Origin of the sequence: Amycolatopsis sp. NBC_01488, from assembly GCF_036227105.1 — a bacterium.
In the GTDB taxonomy this organism is placed as follows: Bacteria; Actinomycetota; Actinomycetes; order Mycobacteriales; family Pseudonocardiaceae; genus Amycolatopsis.
The window spans coordinates 484,947-499,899 of record NZ_CP109434.1 but is presented as its reverse complement, the minus strand read 5'-3'; the positions used below and the strand labels follow the sequence as shown (position 1 = coordinate 499,899).

13 protein-coding genes and 1 pseudogene are annotated in these 14,953 nt (G+C 69.9%); 8 read left to right on the top strand and 6 right to left on the bottom strand.

Annotated elements, in window-relative coordinates:
* Positions 1-130 precede the first annotated feature (130 nt).
* The 4 genes from OG738_RS02340 (at position 131) to OG738_RS02325 (ending at position 5,283) form a co-directional block, all read left to right on the top strand.
* Positions 131-1,372, top strand: coding sequence for a helix-turn-helix transcriptional regulator (locus tag OG738_RS02340; RefSeq protein WP_329050815.1), 1,242 nt, complete (start codon positions 131-133; stop codon positions 1,370-1,372).
* Entirely contained in the window at positions 1,369-2,565 is a 1,197-nt protein-coding gene (locus OG738_RS02335) for a cysteine desulfurase family protein (protein WP_329050814.1), read from the top strand. Before OG738_RS02340 ends, OG738_RS02335 begins: the two co-directional genes overlap by 4 nt.
* Before the next feature lie 4 nt (positions 2,566-2,569).
* Positions 2,570-3,661 carry a tRNA 2-thiouridine(34) synthase MnmA gene (gene mnmA / locus OG738_RS02330; RefSeq protein ID WP_329056521.1) on the top strand — a complete coding sequence of 364 codons (1,092 nt, stop codon included), beginning with the start codon at positions 2,570-2,572 and terminating at the stop codon, positions 3,659-3,661.
* A gap of 401 nt (positions 3,662-4,062) precedes the next feature.
* A complete protein-coding gene (locus tag OG738_RS02325) occupies positions 4,063-5,283 on the top strand; it encodes an IS110 family transposase (protein ID WP_329056519.1) in 1,221 nt (406 codons plus the stop codon).
* A gap of 204 nt (positions 5,284-5,487) precedes the next feature.
* On the opposite strand, the pseudogene OG738_RS02320 reads toward OG738_RS02325, so the two are convergent.
* The 5 genes and pseudogenes from OG738_RS02320 to OG738_RS02300 all read right to left on the bottom strand — a co-directional run.
* Positions 5,488-6,312 (bottom strand): annotated as a pseudogene (locus OG738_RS02320) (DUF222 domain-containing protein); the annotation flags it as partial.
* A gap of 337 nt (positions 6,313-6,649) precedes the next feature.
* Entirely contained in the window at positions 6,650-7,102 is a 453-nt protein-coding gene (locus OG738_RS02315; RefSeq protein WP_329050813.1) for a GNAT family N-acetyltransferase, read from the bottom strand.
* A gap of 10 nt (positions 7,103-7,112) precedes the next feature.
* Positions 7,113-7,514, bottom strand: a complete 402-nt coding sequence (locus OG738_RS02310) for a GNAT family N-acetyltransferase (RefSeq protein WP_329050811.1) — start codon at positions 7,512-7,514, stop codon at positions 7,113-7,115.
* A gap of 78 nt (positions 7,515-7,592) precedes the next feature.
* Entirely contained in the window at positions 7,593-8,633 is a 1,041-nt protein-coding gene (locus OG738_RS02305; RefSeq protein WP_329050810.1) for an MBL fold metallo-hydrolase, read from the bottom strand.
* A gap of 104 nt (positions 8,634-8,737) precedes the next feature.
* A complete protein-coding gene (locus tag OG738_RS02300; RefSeq protein ID WP_329050809.1) occupies positions 8,738-9,562 on the bottom strand; it encodes a phospholipid scramblase-related protein in 825 nt (274 codons plus the stop codon).
* A 134-nt stretch (positions 9,563-9,696) separates the two neighbouring features.
* Between OG738_RS02300 and OG738_RS02295 the strand changes: the two genes are divergently transcribed.
* The 4 genes from OG738_RS02295 (at position 9,697) to OG738_RS02280 (ending at position 14,198) form a co-directional block, all read left to right on the top strand.
* Complete coding sequence (locus OG738_RS02295; protein WP_329050808.1) at positions 9,697-10,734, top strand: methionine synthase; 1,038 nt, start codon at positions 9,697-9,699, stop codon at positions 10,732-10,734.
* An 80-nt stretch (positions 10,735-10,814) separates the two neighbouring features.
* Positions 10,815-11,519, top strand: a complete 705-nt coding sequence (locus tag OG738_RS02290) for a hypothetical protein (RefSeq protein ID WP_329050807.1) — start codon at positions 10,815-10,817, stop codon at positions 11,517-11,519.
* 11 nt (positions 11,520-11,530) lie between these two features.
* Entirely contained in the window at positions 11,531-13,711 is a 2,181-nt protein-coding gene (ligA, locus tag OG738_RS02285) for an NAD-dependent DNA ligase LigA (RefSeq protein WP_329050806.1), read from the top strand.
* The gene (locus OG738_RS02280; RefSeq protein ID WP_329050805.1) at positions 13,704-14,198 is read left to right on the top strand and encodes a GNAT family N-acetyltransferase; all 495 of its coding nucleotides are present in this window, start codon (positions 13,704-13,706) and stop codon (positions 14,196-14,198) included. The genes ligA and OG738_RS02280 overlap by 8 nt, the downstream gene beginning before the upstream one ends.
* A 63-nt stretch (positions 14,199-14,261) precedes the next feature.
* Here OG738_RS02280 and OG738_RS02275 read toward each other — a convergent pair whose 3' ends face one another.
* Positions 14,262-14,915: an amino acid-binding protein gene (locus tag OG738_RS02275; protein WP_329050804.1), complete on the bottom strand. Its 654-nt coding sequence runs from the start codon at positions 14,913-14,915 to the stop codon at positions 14,262-14,264.
* Positions 14,916-14,953 lie beyond the last annotated feature (38 nt).

Here is a 14,953-nt window from a genome sequence, read left to right as displayed (position 1 = left end):
ATTCGTGACTTCGAATGTCCTCCCCAAGGAGTCAACCCGCCCGGCTATTCCGCCGAACCACCCGGACGAGCAGTGTTCACTAGCCGGACGAGCAGGCAGCGCCGTCGCCGGCGCGCCTAGCTTGGACGGTATGGACGCTTCCTGGTCGGATCCGCGACACGTGCTGGACGTCGTCGAACGGCTGCTGTCGGCACCGCGGCCGCAGCTGCTCCTCCGGTTCTCCGCCGAGCTCGGGAAGCTCGTTCCGCACCGCGCGGCGGCCATGCAGACCGGCGACTGTCCGCGCAGCCCGCTCAAGGTCGTCGGCGACCAGGCGATCGCCGACGCCGTGACGAGCGTCGAGCTGCAACGGCTGGTCGAGCGCAGCGAGCCGGGCAGGGCGTTGGTGGTCGACGGCGTGCTCGGCGGGGTCGAACGCCGTCTTGTCCTCTTTTCGTCGATGCCGCCGGTCGGCAACGGCGCCGTGCTCGCCGTGGTGCCGGAGCAGGCGGAGCCGCCGACGGCGGAGCTGGAGCTTGCCGCGCGGCTGTGGCACATCCTCAGCACGGACGCGGGCCAGCGTGCGGCCGACCCGGGTCCGGAGGTCTTGGCCGGCAACCTCGCGGCGGCCACCGCGCGGGCGCAGGCGATCACCGACCTCGGCCAGACCCACGCGGCGACCCTGACCACGCTCCTCGCCGTGTTGCGCTCCGGACGTCTGTCCGACGCCGTCGCCCGCCGCACCGCGGTCGACCTGGCCACCGACGCGCTGCTCGAGCTGAAGGGTGTCGTCGATCGCGACCAAGCCCGTTCCGAAGAGCGGGCAGGCGCGGCGTTCGCCCAGCTCAGGAGCCAGCTCGCCGACCTGGTCCGCCACACCGAGGTCGACGTCGACCTGGTCGACCCGATCGGCGACGCACCGCTCCCGCAGGACATCGCCCACACCGCGCGGACGATGACCCGCGGCCTGGTGCTCGCCGCTCTGGACCGTCCGGCGACCACGCGGCTGCGGGCGTCCTGGCGGCAGGACGGCCCGGTGCTGAGGATCACGGTCCGCGACGACAGCCCCGAAGTCGCCGACGCGATCCCGGCCCGCGGCCTGACCGAGCGTCTCGCCGGAGGGCGAACGCGGGTTCAACACCTCGGCGGTGCAGCTGGCCGACTGGGTGGGGTCCGCTCTGCTCATCGGCCTGGGCGGCGTCCTGCTCGGCGCGGTGGGCTCGGTTCTCGACCCGGCGCCGGCGATGGCCCTGCTCACGGTCGCCTTGGTGGCCCTCGCGCTGCTGGGGGTCCGGCTGACCGGACGTTGGCCGTCGAAGGTGTGACAGCCCACTTCGTGGGCCAGGGTGGGCTTCGTCACGCGGTGGAGCGGACTACCCTGGTGGAGCGATGACCTATCTCGACCACGCGGCGACCACTCCGATGTTGCCCGAAGCCGTAACGGCGATGACCGAGGCGCTGTCCAACGTGGGCAACGCCTCCGCGTTGCATTCTTCGGGCCGTCGCGCTCGCCGGATGGTCGAGGAAGCCCGCGAAACCATCGCCGACGCTCTGGGCGCCCGCCCCTCCGAGGTGATCTTCACCGGCGGTGGCACCGAAAGCGACAACCTCGCGCTCAAGGGCATCTTCTGGGCCCGCCACGACGAGCAGGACCAGCGTCGCCGCCTCCTGGTCGGCGCCGCGGAGCACCACGCCGTGCTCGACACCGTCGAATGGCTCGAATCGCACTGCGGCGCCGAGATCACGCTGCTGGAAGTCGACAGTCAGGGCCGCGTTTTGCCCGATACCCTGCGCACCGCCATCGCCGCGGATCCCGAAAGCGTGGCGCTGGTGACGGTGATGTGGGCCAACAACGAGGTCGGCACCATCAATCCGATCGCCGAGCTGGCCGCCGTGTGCGCGGAGTTCGACATCCCGCTGCACACCGACGCGGTTCAGGCTGTCGGAGCCGTCCCAGTCGACTTCGCTGCCAGCGGCGCCGCCGCGCTGACCCTGACCGGGCACAAGCTCGGCGGCCCGTTCGGCGTGGGTGCGCTTCTGCTCGGCCGCGACGTCACGTGCGTGCCGTTGCTGCACGGCGGAGGCCAGGAGCGCAGCGTTCGCTCCGGCACCCTCGACGTTCCGGCGATCGTCGGGTTCGCGGCCGCGGTCCGAGCCAGCGTCGCGTCCCGAGCCGAATACGCCAAGCGTGTCGAGGAGCTCCGCGACGGCCTCATCGAAGTCATCCGCCGCGAGGTGCCCGACGCGATTCTCAACGGCGGAGACGGCGAGCGGCTGCCCAGCCACGCGCACTTCACGTTCCCCGGGTGCGCCGGCGACAGCCTGCTGATGCTGCTCGACGCCAAGGGCATCGAATGCTCGACAGGCTCCGCCTGCACGGCGGGTGTCGCTCAGCCGAGCCACGTACTGCTTGCCATGGGCGCCGACCCCGCGGCAGCCCGGGGCTCCCTTCGGTTCTCCCTTGGCCACACATCCACCGCCGCGGACGTCGAGGCGGTGGCCGCCGAGATCGGTGGAGTCGTCACCCGTGCCCGTCAGGCCGGTCTGGCCGGAATGCGCAAGCAGACCCAGAAGCAAGAGGTGTAAGGCAATGCGGGTTTTGGCCGCGATGAGCGGAGGAGTGGACTCGGCGGTCGCCGCGGCGCGCGCCGTCGACGCCGGGCACGACGTCGTCGGCGTGCACTTGGCGCTGTCGGCCAAGCCCGGCACCTTGCGGACCGGGTCGCGCGGTTGCTGCACGATCGAAGACTCGCACGACGCCCGCCGCGCTGCTGACATCCTCGGAATTCCTTTCTACATCTGGGATTTCGCGGAGCGCTTCACCGAAGAGGTCGTCGAGACCTTCGTCGGCGAGTACGCCGCCGGGCGTACCCCGAACCCGTGTGTCACCTGCAACGAGAAGATCAAGTTCGAAGCTCTTCTCGAGAAGGCGATGGCGCTCGGCTTCGACGCGGTCGCAACAGGCCACTATGCCCGCCTCTCGGTGGTGGACGGCGTGCCTGAGCTGCGCCGTAGTGCCGACAGCGGCAAGGACCAGTCTTACGTGCTCGCTTCCCTCACCGCCGAGCAGCTCAGCCACGCCATGTTCCCCCTTGGCGACTCCTGGAAGACCGAGGTGCGGGCCGAAGCTGAGCGACGCGGTCTGTCCGTCGCCAACAAGCCGGACAGCCACGACATCTGCTTCATCCCGGACGGCGACACCAAGAAGTTCCTGGAGAACCGCCTGGGCCAGCGCCCTGGTGAGCTCGTCGACGCGGAAACCGGCGCGGTGCTCGGCCGGCACACCGGAGTGCACGGATTCACCGTCGGACAGCGCAAGGGGCTCGGGATCGAAGCTCCGGCGCCCGACGGCCGTCCTCGGTACGTCCTGTCGCTCGAGCCGGTTTCCGGGTCCGTCAAGGTCGGATCCGCGGAAGGGCTCGGGATCAAGGTGATCGAGGCTGATCGCGCGATCTGGCCCAGTGGCGAGCCGCTGACCGAACCGACGGAATGCGTGGTGCAGGTCAGGGCTCACGGAGGCATCGTGGACGCGGTCGCCGACGTCGACTCCGACACCATGACGGTGCACCTGCGTGAGCCGCTGCGCGGGGTGGCCCCGGGCCAGGTCGTCGTGCTCTACCGGCCGGATGTCGAGGGCGGGGACATCGTCCTCGGCAGCGCGAAGATCTCGGGCACGCGCTGACCTTCGATCACTGCCGTGGCTTCCGGCGGCTTCGGTTCGCTCGCCATTGGTCCGGATCCATCGATGGTGGCGTCGTCGAATGTGTCTCGCCGGCTGGTGTCTCGACGTTCAGCGTGCCGTCCGGCGTGACTTCGTAGGTCCAACCGGGTTGGCCTAATCAGTTCTGGGAGTGGGCTGTAAGGCACACTCCTGGTGGTAGCCGGCCGGTAGGTGAGCACTCGGTTTTCCCGGACGCGTGAGTCCTGCTGAAAGACAGTGCCCCTGCCGGTGGGCCGGGAGAGTTGATCGCTGCTGGGATGTCGTGCCCACCGGTTGGTGTGAGCACTGCTTGATTAGGTCGCTGATGTTCTCCCGCTGGCTATGGACGGTGATCGGCATCGAGAGCGGGAGGACCGTTGCGGCTGTTGGTGGGAGATGACTGGGCCGAGGACCATCACGACGTCGAGCTGATGGACGGCTCGGGGCGGCGGCTGGTCAAGGCCCGGCTGCCTGAGGGTGTGGGCGGGATGGCCCGGCTGCACGCCATGATCGGCGACCAGGTCGGTGAGGCCCCCGACGACGAGGTGGAGGTGGTGATCGGGATCGAGACCGACCGGGGACCGTGGGTGGCCGCGCTGGTCGCGGCCGGGTACACGGTGATGGCGGTCAATCCGTTGCAGGCAGCGGAATTCCGGCGCCGGCTGGGGGTTTCCGGCGCCAAAAGCGACGCCGGTGATGCGCACGTGCTGGCCGACATGGTCCGCACCCACGCCCACGAACTGCGCCCGGTTGCCGGCGACTCCGCCCAGGCCGAGGCAGTCAAGGTGGTGACCCGCACCCACAAGACGTTGATCTGGGAACGGACCCGCCACACCCAGCGGCTGCGCCACGCGCTGCGGGACTACTTCCCCGCCGCGCTGGTCGCGTTCGACGACCTCGACGCCGCCGACACCCTGGAACTGCTGGCGAAAGCCCCGACCCCGGCCCAAGCCGCCCGGTTGAGCCTCTCCCAGATCAGTGCCGCGCTCCAGCGCGCCCGCCGCCGTGACATCGCCGGCAAGGCCGCGGCGATCCAGGCCGCGCTGCGCGCTGAGTACTTGACCCAGCCCGAGGTCGTGGCCGCCGCCTACGCCGCCTCGATCCAGGCTCTGATCGCGGTGCTGACCGTGCTCAACACCCAGGTCAAGACCCTGCAGGAGCAGGTGGAGACCCATTTTGGCCGGCACCCGGCCGCTGAGATCATCGCCTCCCAGCCCGGGCTGGGAGCGGTGCTCGGTGCCCGGGTGCTCGCCGAGTTCGGGGACGACCCGCACCGTTACGCCACCGCCAAGGCCCGCAAGAACTACGCCGGCACCTCCCCGATTACCAAGGCGTCCGGCAAGAAGAAGGTCGCCCTGGCGCGGTTCATCCACAACGACCGGCTCATCGACACCCTGATGGCCCAGGCGTTCGCCGCGCTGAAAGCCTCGCCCGGAGCCCGCGCCTACTACGACCGGCAACGCGCCCGCGGCTGCAGCCACAACGCCGCCCTGCGCCAACTCGCGAACCGGCTCGTCGGCATCCTGCACGGCTGCCTCAAAACCGGCACCCTCTACGACGAGACGACCGCCTGGTCGCACTACGCCGAGAACGTTGCGGCTTGACATTTCAGCTCCTGGGATGTCTTTCAGCCTGCGGTGCCGGGAGCAGTAGGTGACCGGTTGACCTGCGGCCTCGCCCTGTGCGCGGGTCGCTTCGATTCCGCAGCTCTGCGCGGGACGTGTGCAGCCGGGCTGCCGGCACTCGCGGTCGCGGACCCGGATGAACTCGGCGTGCGCCGGGGCCAGCGGGTAGCGCGTGGGCGACAGCTCGGTAGCTCGGCCGGTACGCGGATCGGTGAGGACCCGCCGGAGCGTCGTGTCCGAGCCGCTGATGATCCGACGGGCCACGGACGCCGCGACGGGCCCGCGGCCGGCCAAGACCGCCGGGAAGTCGTTCATACCGAGATAGGTCGCCAGGTCGACGTGCAGGAACACCTCCGTACGCTCGCCGGGACCGCCCGTTCCGCTGAGCAGCAGATCCATGGCGACGTCGGCTCGGAGCTGATCCAGCGTGCGGGACTCGTCAGGCGTCTTCAAGGCTCGTGCGGCCCGGTCGACGCGAGCGTAAGCCGCAGTCGCCTTCTCGGTGGGAGCGTTGTTGATCGACAGGCTGGTCACGCCGGTGTCCTGGTGGTGCAAGGCCAGCCGCCGTTCGACGAAGCTCCGGTCGGTGCGTTGCGCCGCCCCCTCCGGATCCACTTTCGCGGCTGCGTAAGCCGCGGCCCGGCGGACCTGGGTGGCGTTGCGTCCGGGTACGCGCTCCTCGAGCGCCGCATCGACCAGGCGTACGTGGTCTCCGGACAGCCACGCCGTCGCGTCGGTGACCTTCATGGCGCGGTAGAGGTCGAGCCGGCCGTCGTCCATGAGGTGGAGCATGCGGGGAAGCCGGGCGGTCAGTGCGTTCGCCGCCGAAACCATGGCGCCGGCACGGTGTTCGGTGATGGACAGGGCCAGAGCTACTTCCGAAGCGGCGCTGGGTGCCCGTCTCCGGCGCACGCTCAGGTCTGCGATCGCCCGTAGCTGCAGGGCCTGCAGCTTGGAGATCTCGGCGTCGGCGGCGCGGATCAGATCGACGACTTGGTCGTCCTTCATACGTTGCAACGTATCCGGTGCGGTGCGGACGACCCTCAATATGAACGGCAGCTGGTCGTGGCCGCTCGAGGAATCGGTCGAAGGGGCGAGCTTGCGCAGTGGTTGCGAAGGTGTCATGAGCGCGACCGTACGGGGCCTCACGGGATATGTCACCGAGATTCGCAGGAAAGGGCGCGAACGGTCCGTTCGCGCCCTTCGCGACTTGACGTATCGGAATTCATTGGGAATGGTTCGCGTGCGTGGGCGGGTGCGTCGTCGATTCCGGAAGGAGCGCTGATCTCGGACGATGTCCGATGTAGACAATAGGAAAAGTGTTGAATGCCAACACATTCAGCGGTCAGAGCTTGAGCTTGAACCCGGTGTGACTCGGAACGAAGCCGAGGCGCTCGTAGAACCGGTGAGCGTCGAGTCGCGAGACGTCCGAGGTGAGCTGCACGAGGGCACATCCGCGTCGTCGGGACTCGTCGATCGCCCAGCGCACGAGGTCGGCGCCGAGTCCGGAGCCCCGGTGGTCGGCGCGGATCCGGACGGCCTCGATCTGCCCGCGCAGCGCGCCGCGTCTGGCCAGGCCGGGGATGATCGTCAGCTGCAACGTTCCGACCGGCTCGTCGTCGGTCGTCACGACGACCAGAAGCTGGTTCGGATCTGCCTCGATCTGCTCGAAAGCCAGCAGGTACGGCTCGAGGTCGTCCGGATCGTCGCGCGTCGCGCCGAGCTGGTCGTCCGCCAGCATGCGCACTATCGCACCGATGTCTGCACGCCGTGCTGCGCGGATGGAGTAGTCGGTCACGGCGCCAGTATCACAGGGTGCGGGCGAACCCTTGATAGCTGTGCTCGAAGCCGAAGCGCGCGTAGAAGTCTCGCAAGTCGGCGCGCGCGAGGCCGGAATCGAGGTGGAGACGGCTGCAGCCTCGCCGGCGGGCTTCATCGATGCCCCAGGTCAGAAGTGCGCTGGTCACTCCACGACGAGCGGCGCGGATGCCTTCGAGCAGGCCGCGGGTAGCGCCTTCCCAGGCGAGTCCTCGCAGCACCGTCAGTTGCGCGGTGCCGGCCACGCCGTTGTCGTCTTCGGCGACGACCAGCGTGACGTGCGGGGTGTTCATGAGTTCGCGAAGGGCGGCTGCCAGCGGCTCGCCCGGTGCGCCGAACATGCGCACGAGCGCTTCGATGTCCGTTGCCCTGGCACGTCTGATGACATCCATTGCGCCCAGTATGCAGGAAGCCGGTCGTGGGTCGTAGCTGCTACCACGTGGCTACCCGCGGTACTGGCCGCGGTCTCGTCAGGTCGTGTAGTGCCGGACGCCGTCGACCACTCGCGCGGTCAGTTTGCCCTGGGCCACCAGCAGGTCGAGATGCGCGGCTGTCTCCAGGACCGCGAGCGTCTGGTTGAACGAGTCCATTTCGGACAGCTTGCGGTTGCGCCGGGTCCAGCCGATCCGGCGCGCGGCCTCGAATGCCGTGCTCGCGCCGGCCACGATCTGCGAGCCGATCGTCTCGAGGCGTTGCCGATGGTGTTCCAGGAGCTCGTCGACCCGCGTGTGCACGCTGGGGGACACCGGACCGTGCGCGGGAAGCATGCGACGGTCCGGCATGGCACGCACCAGGCGCAGCGAGTCGATGAAGTCGTTGAGCGGCAGTTCGGCCGGCACGGGCTGGAAACCGATCGAGGGCGTGATGTGCGGGAGCACGTGGTCGCCGGAGAACAGCAGATCGGCGGTGTCGTCCACGAACACGACATGGCCTGCCGTGTGGCCGGGAGTGGCGACGACGTCGAACTCGCGGCCGGGCAGGATCGGACGTCGTCCCGGAGTCAGCCACTCGTCGGGCGCTTCCCAGAGATCGGCTTCCGTGTGCCGCCGGTCCGTGCCGAAGTCGCGGGCCAGGGCTTTGACGACTTCGCCGGCACCGGCCTGGGCCAGCAGATCGATCTGGGCTTCCATCGGCAGCCGGTCAGGGTTGCCGGAAGCCTTGAGCGACGGCTCTTCGTCCTGCCCCAGGGCGATCTTGGAGCCGAATTCGCGACGAAGGACGACAGCTTGCGAATAGTGGTCGCGGTGCACGTGGGTGACGAGGAACTCGCTGACGTCGGCGAGCTCCGCGCCGATTCCGCCCAGTGCGTTCGCGAGCTGTTGCCGAGCCACGGTCAACGCCCAGCCCGAGTCGACCAGGACCAGCTTCTCGCCATCGGTGACCGCGTAGACGTTGACCGCGCGCAGAGCGTCGTTGGGCAGCGGCAACGGGATCCGGTAGACGCCGGCCGAGACCTCGTAGATGCCGGGCTCGGTCCAGTTCCGATCGCTGCTGTCCGGCAACGGTTCCACGGTGACCTCCGTCCCGGCGAGACGACGGCGTCCCGGCCTCCATTCACCCTGAGCCGTGCCGGGCCCGCTGTCCACCTGGAGAAGCTGAGACGCCGGTCACTCGCTCAGTTGGTGTCCTGCTTCAGGGCGGTGTCGATCGTCAGGGCCGCGGCGACCACCATGCTGGCGAGCGGATCGGGCAGCGGGTGAGGGATCTCCACGACGTAGTTGTCGGCGGTGGTGAAGGCGGCCTTGACGAACCCGCCCCACGTCTTGGTCACCCGGGCGACCTCGGTGTCGGCGTGGTCCCGGATCGAGAAGTTCCAGGCGCGCCAGTTCTCCGCGAAGATCCCGCCGACGGTGCGGCCGTCGACGACGAAGCCGAAGCGGATCTTCCCGAAGACGTTCTCCTGGACGATCTCGCCGATCGGGGTCTCGTCGGCCCTAGTCACGAGGAACCGCGACTTGAAGACCTTCGCGGGCCGGGTCACCTTCAGCACGGTGCTGTGGTTGGCGTCCCGGACCTCGAACTTGTGGGTCAGGAACTGGTCGTAGTTGGTCAGCAGCCGGATCGCCTTCTTCAGCGTGCTCTGGCCGACTTCGACGACGCCACCCAGCCGGTTGCCGTGCTGGTCGAAGACGCCGAACTCGTTGGCCATCTCGATCAGCTTGGCACGCTGGTTGACCACCAGGACCGGCTCGGTGAACAGCGTCCCGCCGCCGGTGCGTCCAGCGCCCCGGCCGCGCGTCGCGCGGTTGACCTGGCTCTGGATCCGGGCCGGGTCGTGGGCCCGTTCGATGTCCAGCTCGATCGGCTCGGAGTCGCTCGGCGGTGGTGCCTGGTGGGCGGGCCGGGTGTTGGCGGTCCAGGCCTGGCCGTCCCACCAGCGGTGCAGACGGGGGTCCCGCGCATCGGGGTACCAGCCCGGTTGCGGTGGCGAACTCGTCATGGCGGGTGAGCCTATCCGCGCGGGTGCCGTCACGGTGCCGGCAAAGGCAAATGCGGCGTATGTCTGCCTCCGGGCGGCTCGGTGCGGTGGCCCGGTCGGCGTCGTCGGCGGGTGGTCGACCAGAATCGGCAGTCGTGGATGAGCGAGTTTGGCCCAGCGGCGCCGCGACGGCGATCGGTTCGATGCCGGGCACGGATCCCGCGGAAGCGGCGGCGATCGTGTTCGGGGAGTTGCCGGACTTCCCGCACCTGCCCGAGCTGCCGGCTCGTGGCGTCGGCGCGGACATGCTCGGCCGGACCGCCGCGCTGCTGGTGGACCTGGCCGTCGAGGTCGTGCCGAGCGGTTACCGGGTGGCGGCGCGGCCGGGGCACGAGCACCGCCGGGCCGTCGACCTGCTCCGCTGGGATCTCGACGCCGTTCAGGAAGCGCGGGAGAAGGCCGGAGCCACCCCGTCGGTCTTCAAGATCCAGCTGGCCGGGCCGTGGACGCTCGGCGCCGGGATCGAGCTGCCTCGTGGTCATCGCGTGCTCACCGACCGCGGCGCCCTGCGGGACTTCACGTCGTCCCTGCTGGACGGCCTCACCGAGCACGTCGCTGAGGTCCGGGCCAGGACCGGGGCGCCCGTGGTCGTCCAGTTCGACGAGCCCTCGTTGCCCGCGGTTCTGGCCGGTGGCCTGTCGACGCCGTCCGGCTACGGGAACGTCTCCGCGGTGCCGGAGCCCGACGCCCGCGACCTGCTCGCGACGGTGATCGACGGCGCGAAGACGATCACCGGCCGGCCGGTGATCCTGCACTGCTGCGCCGCGAAGCCGCCGCTCGGCCTGCTGCGCGAAGCCGGCGCCGACGCTCTCGCCTTCGACCTCGCCGCGCTCGACGGTGCGTCCGCCGCGTTCCTCGACGAAATCGGCGAAGTCTGGGACGGCGGCGCGACGCTGTTCCTGGGCGCGGTTCCGACCACGGCACCGGCGTCGCCGCCGAGTCTCAAGGACGTCGGCGAGCCGGCGTTCCGGCTGGCGGACCGGCTCGGCTTCAACCGCAGCGTCCTGGCGGAACGCGCCGTGCCGACCCCCGCCTGCGGCCTCGCCGGCGCCACTCCGGACTGGATGCGTCGCGCCCTCTCGCTGACCCGCGATCTCGGCAAAGCCTTCGTGGAGCCTCCGGAAGGTTGGTGAATCGGGCAACTCGCCGACGTCCCCGCCACCCGGCAAGTAGCGTGGCGGGGTAGCCGACCGAACGAGGACCACCCGTAACCATGCGCTTGTTCCGCCGCAAGAACGCCGCCGCCGACCCGCCCGACCCGCGCACCGCGTGGCCCGAGCAGCACGTGCCGGAGGACCCGGCTGCCGCCGCCGAGGCGTTCTGGCGAGGCTGGTACGACCTGCTCCCGATGGTCAGCGCGGCGCTCGGCGAGGGGGAGCCGCACCGGGTCGAGTACGAGCTCTGCCAGCTCGTCGAGGCGCTGCACCCGCGGCTGCACTTTTCGCTCGAGCGTGGTCGTCGATCGATCTACGCGCTGGTCGTGACCGGTCAGGAGGACCCGGAGCTGCGGCCGTTCACCGACGCGTGGCGCGCCGCGGCGCCGCCGGACGACGCGATCTGGGAGTACCACGACTCGGTTCCGCCCGTGCCGGATCCGACCGAGGTCACCGTCAACCTCGGCGAGCACCGGATCGCGCTGGCCGACGTCCGGGTCGTCGCGCAGGTCGACGAGGACGAGCACGTGGTCGACGTCGCCGTCTTCCACCCCGGCTTCGGCGACCTCGACGACACCGCCCGGCAGACCATGACGTTCCTGCCCCTTGACGCGACATTGGGTGAGCGGCTCGCGGCCGAACGGTTACGGCGCGTGGAAACCGCGGAGGCCGAGCCGGCCGGTGCCATCACCCTTCTGGAGTTCCGCGAACTGGTCCGCGGGCTGGACCTCCGCCGAGACGAAAATGTCGGTCCCGCCGACTAGGGTCACTACCCGTGAGCAGCACCGAGCTTCCCGAAGACCAGGTCGCGGCGGCCGACGCCGCGGTGACCGCCGAGGACGTCACCGACGTCCCGGCCGACGTGCGCGAGCGGCACGGCGCCCTCGCCGAGGAACTGCGTGACCACCAGTTCCGCTACTACGTCCTGGATTCGCCGATCATCTCCGACGGGCAGTTCGACGAGCTGCTCGGCGAGCTGCAGCAACTCGAGGCCGAGCACCCGGCGCTGGTCACGCCCGACTCGCCGACCCAGCAGGTCGGGGGCACGTTCTCGACCGAGTTCACCGCGTATGACCACCTCGAGCGCATGCTCAGCCTGGACAACGTGTTCGACCGCGACGAGTTCCTGGCCTGGGTGGAGCGTGTCGAGAAGGAGGTCGGCCGCACCGAGTTCCTCGCCGAGCTGAAGATCGACGGCCTGGCGATCAACCTGTTGTACGAAAACGGCCACCTCACCCGGGCGCTCACTCGCGGCACCGGCACCACCGGCGAGGACGTCACGCTGAACGTCCGCACGATCGACCACGTGCCCGAGACCCTGACCGGCACCGACGAGTTCCCGGTGCCAGCGCTGGTCGAGGTGCGAGGTGAGGTCTACTTCCGGGTCGAAGATTTCCTCGAGCTGAACGCGAAGATGGTCGAAGCGGGCAAGCTGCCATACGCGAACCCCCGCAACACCGCGTCGGGCACGCTGCGGCAGAAGGATCCCAAGATCACCCGGGAGCGCCGGCTGCGGATGATCTGCCACGGGCTCGGCAAGCGCGAGGGCTTCGAGCCGCAGCGCCAGTCGGAGGCTTACGACGCGCTGGCCGCGTGGGGGCTGCCGGTGTCGCCGTACAGCAAGGTTTTGACCACGGCCGACGAGCTGACCGCGCACATCGCCTACTGGGGTGAGCACCGGCACGACGCCGAACACGAGATCGACGGCGTGGTCATCAAGGTCGACCGGGTGGCGCTGCAGCGGCGGCTGGGCACGACATCGCGCGCGCCGCGGTGGGCGATCGCGTACAAGTACCCGCCCGAAGAGGCGATCACGACGCTGCTGGACATCCAGGTCAACGTCGGGCGGACCGGGCGGGTGACGCCGTTCGCGGTCACCGAGCCGGTCAAGGTCGCGGGGTCGACCGTCGCGCGCGCCACCCTCCACAACCAGGAGGAGGTCAAGCGCAAGGGCGTGCTCATCGGCGACCGGATCATCATCCGGAAGGCCGGAGACGTCATCCCCGAGGTCCTGGGGCCGGTGGTGGACGCGCGCACCGGTGACGAACGCGAGTTCGTCATGCCCACGCACTGCCCGTCATGCGGCACCGAGCTCGCCTACCAGAAGGAAGGCGACAAGGACATCCGCTGCCCGAACAGCCGCTTCTGCCCGGCGCAGCTGCGGGAGCGCCTGTTCAGCCTGGCCGGGCGCGGCGCTTTCGACATCGAGGTGCTCGGGTACGAGGCTGCGGCCGCGTTGCTGGATGCGCGCGTGATCGCGGACGAGGGTGACGTCTTCGACCTGAACGAGGACAGCCTCGCCGAGGTCGAGCTGTTCCGGACCAAGGCCGGCGAGTTGTCGGCGAACGCGCGAAAGCTGCTCGCCAACCTGGACGTGGCCAAGAATCGACCACTGTGGAAGGTCCTGGTCGCTTTGTCGATCCGGCACGTCGGACCCACTGCCGCGCAGGCGCTGGCGCGCGAGTTCGGGTCGATCGAGCGGATCGAGCAGGCCACCGAGGAGGAGCTGGCGGACGTCGACGGCGTCGGTCCGACCATCGCGCACGCGACGCGAGAGTGGTTCGAGGTCGGCTGGCACCGCGAGATCGTCGAAAAGTGGCGACGCGCCGGCGTGCGGATGGAGGAGGAGCGCGACGACTCGATCCCGCGCACCCTCGAAGGCCTGTCGATCGTCGTGACGGGCTCGCTCGACAGCTTCTCCCGCGACGAGGCCAAGGAGGTCATCATGGCCCGCGGCGGCAAGGCCGCCGGGTCGGTCTCGAAGAAGACCTCGTTCGTCGTCGTCGGGGATTCGCCTGGTTCGAAATACGACAAGGCCGTGCAGCTCAAGGTGCCCGTGCTGGACGAAGCCGGGTTCCGCGTCCTGCTGGAGCAAGGGCCCGAGGCGGCGCAGGAGGTGGCGCTGCCGGCCGGCGAGGAAACCGCCGAAGGCGAGACTGGGGAGTCGGATGGCTGATGTCGAAATCCGGCCGCCGCGGCCTGAGGAGTACGCCGCGGCGGGCGAGGTCACGGTCCAGGCCTACGACGTCGATGGTCACTTGGCCGACGACGTCGGGTACGACGCGAAGCTGCGCGACGTCGCGAGCCGGGCCGAGCTGGCCGAGGTGCTCGTTGCCGTCGATGCGGCGGGGAAGGTGCTCGGCACGGTGACCGTCGTGCGGCCGGGATCGCCGTATGCCGAGATCTCGCGGCCAGGGGAGCTGGAGTTCCGGATGCTCGCCGTGGCACCGTCAGCGCGGGGTCGTGGCGTCGGCGAGGCGTTGACGCGGGCCGTGCTCGACCGGGCGCGGGCGCTGGGCCTGGGCAGGGTGGTGCTGAGCAGCCTCGACCGGATGCACTCCGCGCACCGGCTCTACGAGCGTCTCGGGTTCGCGCGCCTGGCCGAGCGCGACTGGCGGCCGTTCCCGCACGTCAGCCTGATCGCCTACCAGATCGACGTCTGACCTGGCCGTTGTCGAAAGGGGACGAGCCCACGCGGACTCGTCGCCTTTTCGGCAACGTGGTCGTCAGCCGTCGAGGACGACCGCGACGATTCCGGCGAGGTGCGCCAGCCGGGCGACCTCGGCCGCGCGGAAGGCGGGACCGCCGGGGCGAGCCACCAACAGTGCCTTGCCGGGCTTGCCCAGGGGCGTGGCCGCCAGCTCGGTGCCCAGTTCCTTCCACGTCTCCGGGATCCAGGCGTCCTCGCCGTCGAGCACTGTCGCGCGTTCGAGCGGCAGCCAAGGCAGGTCGGTGATGGGCGTCTCCGGGGCGGCGCTCGACGACGCCAGCCGCAGGGCGCCGGTTTCGGCGTACTCGACGATCATCGCCCAGCCGGCGCGCACGATCCGGGGCACGCCCTCGGCCAGGATGTCGAGCCCGGACTTCGGCTGTGCGGCGATCTCTTCGACGAGTTCGAGTTCGCGGTGCGTGTCCAGCACGCCTGCGTAGGGGCGGACCGCGTCCACTTCGACGCCTTCGACGCTCTCGGCCGCCGTGATGAGCGCGTCGGGCAGACGGCCTGACGGGAGCTCGACCACGAGGTCGTCCACCGCCACTCCGGTGCCGCGCTCGACGACGTCCACGCTGAGGATGTCGGCGCCTACCGTGCCGAGCGCCGTGGCGACCGCGCCGAGGGTCCCCGGGCTGTCCGGAAGGAGGATCCGGATCAGGAACGACACCACGCGCCCCTCTCGCCTCTGGCGTCCCAGCCTTGCCG

Bases quoted from the DNA above. Each gene is read 5' to 3' on its own strand.
- mnmA (WP_329056521.1), top strand. From the start codon at position 2,570: ATGCGGGTTTTGGCCGCGATGAGCGGAGGAGTGGACTCGGCGGTCGCC.
- OG738_RS02310 (WP_329050811.1), bottom strand. From the start codon at position 7,514: ATGGATGTCATCAGACGTGCCAGGGCAACGGACATCGAAGCGCTCGTG.
- OG738_RS02300 (WP_329050809.1), bottom strand. From the start codon at position 9,562: ATGACGAGTTCGCCACCGCAACCGGGCTGGTACCCCGATGCGCGGGAC.
- OG738_RS02335 (WP_329050814.1), top strand. From the start codon at position 1,369: ATGACCTATCTCGACCACGCGGCGACCACTCCGATGTTGCCCGAAGCC.
- OG738_RS02280 (WP_329050805.1), top strand. From the start codon at position 13,704: ATGGCTGATGTCGAAATCCGGCCGCCGCGGCCTGAGGAGTACGCCGCG.
- OG738_RS02290 (WP_329050807.1), top strand. From the start codon at position 10,815: ATGCGCTTGTTCCGCCGCAAGAACGCCGCCGCCGACCCGCCCGACCCG.
- OG738_RS02340 (WP_329050815.1), top strand. From the start codon at position 131: ATGGACGCTTCCTGGTCGGATCCGCGACACGTGCTGGACGTCGTCGAA.